General features: G+C 71.4%; 6 protein-coding genes. 1 reads left to right on the top strand and 5 read right to left on the bottom strand.

The window, feature by feature from the left end:
• On the top strand, positions 1-353 hold a 353-nt coding region (locus tag AB0C29_RS36580), incomplete at its 5' end, for a DUF429 domain-containing protein (protein ID WP_360830338.1).
• 7 nt (positions 354-360) lie between these two features.
• Here AB0C29_RS36580 and proC read toward each other — a convergent pair.
• The 5 genes from proC to AB0C29_RS36555 all read right to left on the bottom strand — a co-directional run.
• Positions 361-1,173, bottom strand: coding sequence for a pyrroline-5-carboxylate reductase (proC, locus tag AB0C29_RS36575; protein WP_360830335.1), 813 nt, complete (start codon positions 1,171-1,173; stop codon positions 361-363).
• Positions 1,174-1,240: 67 nt separating this feature from the next.
• Entirely contained in the window at positions 1,241-2,269 is a 1,029-nt protein-coding gene (locus tag AB0C29_RS36570; RefSeq protein ID WP_360548156.1) for a 6-phosphofructokinase, read from the bottom strand.
• A 142-nt stretch (positions 2,270-2,411) separates the two neighbouring features.
• Positions 2,412-2,912, bottom strand: a complete 501-nt coding sequence (locus AB0C29_RS36565; protein WP_360830333.1) for a pyridoxamine 5'-phosphate oxidase family protein — start codon at positions 2,910-2,912, stop codon at positions 2,412-2,414.
• A gap of 73 nt (positions 2,913-2,985) precedes the next feature.
• Complete coding sequence (locus tag AB0C29_RS36560) at positions 2,986-3,474, bottom strand: polyadenylate-specific 3'-exoribonuclease AS (protein WP_360830330.1); 489 nt, start codon at positions 3,472-3,474, stop codon at positions 2,986-2,988.
• 15 nt (positions 3,475-3,489) lie between these two features.
• The coding region (locus tag AB0C29_RS36555) for a phosphotransferase (protein ID WP_360830327.1) at positions 3,490-4,190 on the bottom strand (701 nt) is incomplete at its 5' end.

Below are 4,190 nucleotides of genomic sequence, written 5' to 3'. Positions count from 1 at the left end.
TGCCAGACCGCGCGCGGCGGCCGAAATTGCTCGAAGCCAACGCGATCTGGGAACGGCACCCGGGGCTGCTCTTCGAGGCCCACCCCGAGGTGTCGTTCCGGCAGATGGCGGGCGAGCCCCTGGCGTACGCGAAGAAGACCTGGACCGGTCAGGCCCGCCGCCGGCAGTTGCTGGCCAAGCACGGCATCGTGCTGCCCGACCAGCTCGGCCCGGCCGGGCAGGCCCCGCCCGACGACATCCTGGACGCCGCCGCGGTGGCCTGGAGCGCCCACCGGATGGCGACCGGGGCGGCGCAGAGCCACCCCAGCCCGCCGGAGGAGAACAACGGCGCCCGCATCGCCATCTGGTACTGACCGGGCCTCAGGCTGACTGAGCCGCGATCTCCCGGGCCCGGTCCCGCGCGGCCTCCAGGGCGGCGAGCAGCGCCGCACGGACACCGTGCTTCTCCAGCTCACGGATCGCCGAGATGGTCGTGCCGGCCGGAGAGGTCACCGCCTCGCGCAGCTTCACCGGGTGCTCGCCGGAGTCGCGCAGCATCACCGCCGAGCCGATCGCGGTCTGCACGATCAGCTCGTGCGCGACCTGGCGCGGCAGCCCGAGCAGGATCCCGGCGTCGATCATGGCCTCGACCAGCAGGTAGAAGTACGCCGGGCCGGAGCCGGACAGCGCGGTCACGGCGTCCTGCTGGGACTCGGGCACCCGCATCGTCTTGCCCAGCGGCTGGAAGATCTCCTCGGTCAGCGCGAGGTGCTCGTCCGTCGCGTACGGGCCCGCGGAGATCACCGTCATCGCCTGGTCGACCAGCGCCGGGGTGTTGGTCATGACCCGCACCACCGGGATGCCGCCGGGCAGCCGTTCGGTGAAGAAGCTCGTCGGCAGGCCCGCGCACAGCGACACCACCAGCTTGCCCGGCGGGATCTTCATGCCGAACTCGTCCAGCAGCTTGCCCGCGTCCTGCGGCTTGACCGCCACCAGCAGCACGTCGGCCTGGGTGACAGCGGTGAGGTTCAGGGTCGGCCGGATGCCGTACCGCTCGGCCAGCTCGGCGGCCCGTTCCGGGCGCCGGGTGGTGGCGATGATCTGGTTGGCCGGCCAGCCGGCCCGCAGCAGACCGGAGAGCACCAGCTCGCCGAGCTTGCCGGCACCGATCACCGCGATCATGTGATTGCCCATCGGACCCCTTCGGGACAGGAAAAAGGGGGCGACCGGCGGTCGCCCCCTTTTGTGAAAGAACGCCGGCTCAGCTGCCGAAGAAGACCTCGGCCTCGTCGTACCGCGAGATCGGGACGGTCTTGAGCTCACCGGTGCCGTCGGCGAGCGGGACGCGGACGATGTCGGTGCCACGCAACGCCATCATCTTACCGAAATCACCCTCGTGGACGGCGTCGATCGCCTGGAGACCGAAGCGGGTCGCCAGTACCCGGTCGAACGCGGTGGGCGTGCCGCCGCGCTGGATGTGACCGAGGACGACCGTACGGGCCTCCTTGCCGGTCTTCTCCTCCAGCTGCTGCGCCAGCCACTGGCCGATGCCGCCGAGGCGGACGTGACCGAACGCGTCCTTCTCCTGGCTCTGCAGGCTCATCTGGCCCTCGAGCGGCTGCGCGCCCTCGGCGACCACGACGATCGGGGCGTACTCGACCTGGAAGCGCTTGGTCACGTACGTGGCCACCTGCTCCACGTCGAAGTTGCGCTCCGGCAGCAGGATCACGTTGGCCCCGCCGGCCAGGCCGGCGTGCAGCGCGATCCAGCCGGCGTGCCGGCCCATGACCTCGACCACCAGGGTGCGGTGGTGCGACTCGGCGGTGGTGTGCAGCCGGTCGATGGCCTCCATCGCGATGTTGACCGCGGTGTCGAAGCCGAAGGTGTAGTCCGTGGCGTTGAGGTCGTTGTCGATCGTCTTCGGCACGCCGACGACGTTCACGCCCAGGTCGTTGAGCTTGGTCGCGACGCCGAGGGTGTCCTCGCCGCCGATCGCGACGAGCGCGTCGACGCCCTGCTCGGCCAGGTTGGCCTTGATCCGCTCCACGCCGCCGTCGATCTTGAACGGGTTGGTGCGGGAAGAGCCCAGGATGGTCCCGCCGCGCGGCAGGATACCCCGGACCTCGGCGATGCCGAGGGGCTTCGTCAGGCCCTCCAGGGGGCCCTTCCACCCGTCGCGGAATCCGACGAACTCGTGTCCGTAAGTGGCGACGCCCTTACGGACGACCGCCCGGATCACCGCGTTCAGACCGGGGCAGTCTCCGCCGCCGGTGAGCACGCCGATACGCATGATTGCTCGTCCTCCCTGAGATCAGGTCGCGAGATGCCCGCCTCCGGAGGAGAAAGCTGTCGTCCGGCTGCACTGCCGGGGTCATGGGGCGGGCCGCAAGCGCACTGTAGTCGCCGCTCGCAGCCCGGACCAAGGCGCCCCGCTACAACTGCACGGTTTCGTTCTCCCCCGCGTCAGGGGTCTTCCCGGTGACCGCGGCCTTGGCGTAGCCCAGGAGCGTGACGACACGCGAGCTGTGCGCCGACTCCCAGTACTCCGCCGTGTCGGCGTGCACCTTGACCAGCGTCAGGTTCGGCGTCTCCAGGCCGTCCGGGAACCACGCCTTGAGCATCGGGTTCCACAGCTCCTCGGCCTTGGCCCGGTCGGTGAGCTGCTCGGCGGCGCCGGCGATGGACACCCAGGCGTGCTGCTTGTCGTCGCTGAACGAGACGTTGACCTGCGGGTGGGTGCGTACCTGCTGGACCAGGTCGGAGTCGGCGTAGGTGAAGAACCAGAGGTCGCCGTCGAACTCGACGTCCTGCACGGCCATCGGCCGGCTGACGTGCCGCCCGTCGGCGGTCATGGTGGTGAGCATGCCGATCCGGGCGTCCTTGACCAGCCCCTTGAGCGTGTCCCGCTTCTCCTGCTCGGTCTTCTCGGCCATCACAAATCCCCTCACCGTTGTCGGATACGCAGGGAAAGGTGCCCAGCGCGAGGGACCCGAAACGGACGGGGGATCAGCCCCCCATCGCCCGCCAGCGGGCCAGGTTGTGCTTGGCGTCCACCAGGGCGTCGTGCCGGCCCGCGGCGGTCGGCAGGGGCGGGCGGCCGAGGTCGTCCCACTTCTGGCGCAGGTCCTTGGTGAAGCGGGGGATCTCCCGGGGCAGCGCCGGCATCGCCCCCCAGAGCTGGGCCAGGGCCACGTGGTCGTACGCCGCGTACCAGGCCCACAGCTCGATCTGCTCGTCGCGGCCCTGGACCGGCTCGCGCATGAACGCGTACAGGTCGTCGCGGATGCGCTCGCGGGACCGCCACGCCGGGTCGGCCGGGGACGGCAGCTTGTCGAGCACGTTGCGGCGCACCCAGGGCACCGCCCGGGAGTCGTCGAACTCGGTCGAGACCGCGTAGAACTCGCGGCCGAACTCGTCCACCATGCCGATCGAGACCAGGTCGACAGTGCGCCCGTCCTCGATGAATTCGCAGTCGTAGAAATACCTGTAGGCCATCGCGGACATCCTTGCCTACGCCGCGCCGGTGGTCTCCGCCAGGGCCTGCCTCGCCCGGCCCAGTGCCTCCCGGGCGTTGCCGTCGTCGCCGCGTACGAGTCGCTGCGCCGACCAGTCGGCCTGCACCGCCCAGCGGAACCGCAGCAGGACCGGCAGCGCCGCGTGCAGTTCGCCCTCGTCGACCGGGCCGGCCGCGAGGTAGCCGTCGAGCAGTTCGGCCGAGGTGTCGGTGCCGCCGGCGTAGACCACGGCCGCCGCCACGTCGTAGAGCAGCGGGCCGGTGCCGCTGGCGCCGCAGTCGAGCAGGCCCGCGCGGCCGGTCGCCGGGTCGATCAGGAAGATCTCCGGGGCCGGGTCGCCGTGCAGCACCCCGTACGTGAGCCGGTCGGTGACCGTCAGCCGGGTCATGGCGGTGACCGCCTCGGTGACCGCCGGGCGCAGCCACGGCTCGATCGCCAGGTGCGCCGCCTCCGGGTCGAGCAGGTTCCAGCGGCGCAGCCCCGGGTGGTGGAAGCCCTGCAGCCGGCTGTGCACCGCGCCCAGGCGGTCGCCCCAGAACTGCTGGTCGACCGGGTCGCGGCCGTCGAGCGTACGGCCCGGGGCCCGGCGCAGCACGGCCAGCGCACCGGCCGGGGTCTCCGCGGTGAGACCACCGGCCAGGGTCCGTACCGGCTCCCCCGCCTCGATGCCGGTGCCCCGCAGGTGTTCGGCGGCGG

Source organism: Actinoplanes sp. NPDC048791 (assembly GCF_040650095.1).
Lineage (GTDB): Bacteria > Actinomycetota > Actinomycetes > Mycobacteriales > Micromonosporaceae > Actinoplanes.
Note: the sequence above shows the minus strand (reverse complement) of the source record. Positions and strands in the feature narration are given on the sequence as shown.